We start from the raw sequence: 2801 nt of genomic DNA, 5'->3' as shown, positions 1-2801 counted from the left end.
GCCGGTGCCGGAGATCGGGTGGATCGGCGTCGTCGCCGTGTTCACCTGGCTGGCCTACGCGGTGGCCGGGGTGCGCTCCGCGGTGCTGGTGCTGGTCGGGCTGCTGCTGTTCGGCTTCCTCGGCTACTGGGACGACAGCATCGACCTGCTGATCGTCACCATCGTGGCGGTGCTGGTGTGCGTGGTCATCGGGATCCCGATGGGCATCTGGATGGCCCGCAGCCGGCGGGCGACGGCGGTGCTCACGCCCGTCCTGGACGCGATGCAGACCATGCCGTCCTTCGCCTACCTCGCGCCGCTGGTGTTGCTGTTCGGGATCGGCCCGGCCTCGGCCGTGGTCACGACGCTGATCTACGCGCTGCCGCCGCTGGCCCGGATCACCGCGCACGGCATCCGCACCGTGTCCCCGACGACCATCGAGGCCGCCCGCTCGATGGGCACCAGCCGCTGGCAGGTCCTGCGGACCGTGCAGCTGCCGATGGCCCGCCGGACCATCATCGTGGGCCTGAACCAGTGCACGATGGCCGCGCTGTCCATGGCCACCATCGCGGCCCTGATCAACGGCCCCGGGCTGGGACAGCCGGTGGCCCAGGCGCTGCAGAGCCTGGACATCGGCAACGCCTTCGTCAGCGGCATCGCCATCGTGATCATGGCCATCGTGCTGGACCGGACCACCACCGCGGCGAGCGAGCGGGGCGAGGTGGCCACCCGCAGCGGCGGGAACCCGCGCCGCCGCCGGATCGGGCTCATCGCGGGCGGGGTCGTCGCGCTGGTCTGCGTCTACCTGTCCCGGTTGTACCTGCAGCTGGCCCAGTTCCCGGAGCAGCCCGATCTCGGGACGCCCCTGGCGGCGGGGGTCAGCGCGTTCACCGACGCGCTGGTGCGCGCGGTGTCGGGGTTCACGGGGGCGCTCACCGGCGTCGTCAGCACGGTGCTCCTCAACCCGCTGCAGTCGCTGCTCGCGGGCTCGCCGTGGTGGCTGATGTTCCTGGTCCTGCTCGCCGTGGCCTACCTGACGGGCGGCTGGCGCCCGACCGCGATCGCGGCGGTCTGCCTGCTGGTCATCCTGGGCACCGGGTTGTGGAACGAGGCCATGAAGACGCTCACCACCACCCTCGTCGCGACCCTGGCGGTGATCCTCATCGCGCTGGTCGTCGGGGTGTGGATGGGGCGCAACCGGCGCGCCGACACCGGCGTCCGGCCGATCCTGGACGCCTTCCAGACCATCCCGCCGTTCGTCTACCTGGTGCCCGCACTGGCGCTGTTCGGTCCCACCCGGTTCACCGCGATCGTCGCCGCGGTCGCGTTCGGCGTGCCGGTGGCCACCAAGCTGATCGCCGACGGCATCCGGGGCGTGGCCCCGACGTCGGTGGAGGCCGCCCGCGCGGCGGGCACCACCGCCTGGCAGATGATCAGTAGGGTGCAGCTGCCGATGGCGCGGGCCGCCGTGGTGCTGGCGTCCAACCAGGGGTTGCTGAACGTGCTGTCGATGGTGGTCATCGGTGGCCTGGTCGGTGGGGGCGGCCTCGGCTACTACGTGGTCGCCGGGTTCTCCCAGGGGCAGCTGTTCGGCAAGGGGCTGGCGGCGGGCATCGCCATCACGGCCCTGGGGATCATGCTCGACCGAGTCGCCCAACACGCCGCGGCCCGCTACGGCCGGCGTTGATCAGGAGGAACCCCCGGTGAAACTGAGAGATGCTCGACGCGCCGCGCTCACGGCGGTGCTGGGCCTGTCCCTGGCCGCCTGTGGCGGCGGAAACATCCAGAACGCCCCGGCACCCAGCGGCGGCGGCGGAGGCCAGGCCGCGGCCTGCGGCAAGCTCAACATGGCGATCAACCCGTGGGTCGGTTACGAGGCGTCCGCGCACGTGGTCGGCTACGTCGCCAAGAGCAAGCTCGGCTGCGAGGTCGAGTACAAGAACGTCAAGGAGGAGGTCGCCTGGCAGGGCATGGGCAACCGCGAGGTCGACACGGTGATCGAGAACTGGGGCCACGCGGACCTCGTGCAGAAGTACATCACCGACCAGAAGACGGCCCAGGACGCCGGCCCGAACGGCAACATCGGCAAGATCGGCTGGTACGTGCCGCCATGGATGGCCCAGCAGTACCCGGACATCACCGACTGGAACAACCTCAACAAGTACGCCGACATGTTCAAGACCACGGAGTCGGGCGGACAGGGCCAGCTGCTCGACGGCGACCCGTCGTTCGTCACCAACGACGAGGCGCTGGTCAAGAACCTGAACCTGAACTACAAGGTCGTCTACGCCGGGAGCGAGGCCGCGCTGATCCAGGCGTTCCGCCAGGCCGAGGCGAACAAGACGCCGCTCCTCGGCTACTTCTACGACCCCCAGTGGTTCCTGTCGGAGGTGCCGCTGGTCAAGGTGAACCTGCCGCCGTACACGGACGGCTGCGACGCCGACCCGGCGAAGGTCGCCTGCGACTACCCCACGTACAACCTGAACAAGATCGTGGCCACCTCGTTCGCCGAGGCCAACACCCCGGCCTACAAGCTGGTGAAGGCCTTCAACTGGACCAACGAGGACCAGAACACGGTCGCCAAGGCCATCGCCGAGGACAAGGTGGACCCGGAGAAGGCCGCGCAGCAGTGGGTCGACGCCAACCCCGGCAAGGTCGACGCCTGGCTCAAGGCCGCCCAGGCCTGAGCGTGTCCTGCGAGCGGCGCCCGTGCCCGGGAGACCGTCGGGCACGGGTGCCGCTCGACCTCGCGTGACGCAAAGGACGATCAGACCGTGCCGAACCTCTTCGTCGACGGGAAGTGGACCGCCGGCTCCGGCGGG

2 protein-coding genes are annotated in these 2801 nt (G+C 70.2%); both read left to right on the top strand.

Annotation, left to right across the window (positions count from 1 at the left end; genetic code table 11):
* The coding region (locus VF542_RS02105) for an ABC transporter permease (RefSeq protein WP_408650053.1) at nt 1-1666 on the top strand (1666 nt) is incomplete at its 5' end.
* A gap of 16 nt (nt 1667-1682) precedes the next feature.
* Complete coding sequence (locus VF542_RS02100) at nt 1683-2666, top strand: ABC transporter substrate-binding protein (protein WP_408650052.1); 984 nt, start codon at nt 1683-1685, stop codon at nt 2664-2666.
* The last annotated feature ends 135 nt before the right edge of the window (nt 2667-2801 follow it).

Source organism: Jatrophihabitans sp. (assembly GCF_036389215.1).
Classification (GTDB): Bacteria; Actinomycetota; Actinomycetes; order Mycobacteriales; family Jatrophihabitantaceae; genus Jatrophihabitans_A.
Note: the sequence above shows the minus strand (reverse complement) of the source record. Positions and strands in the feature narration are given on the sequence as shown.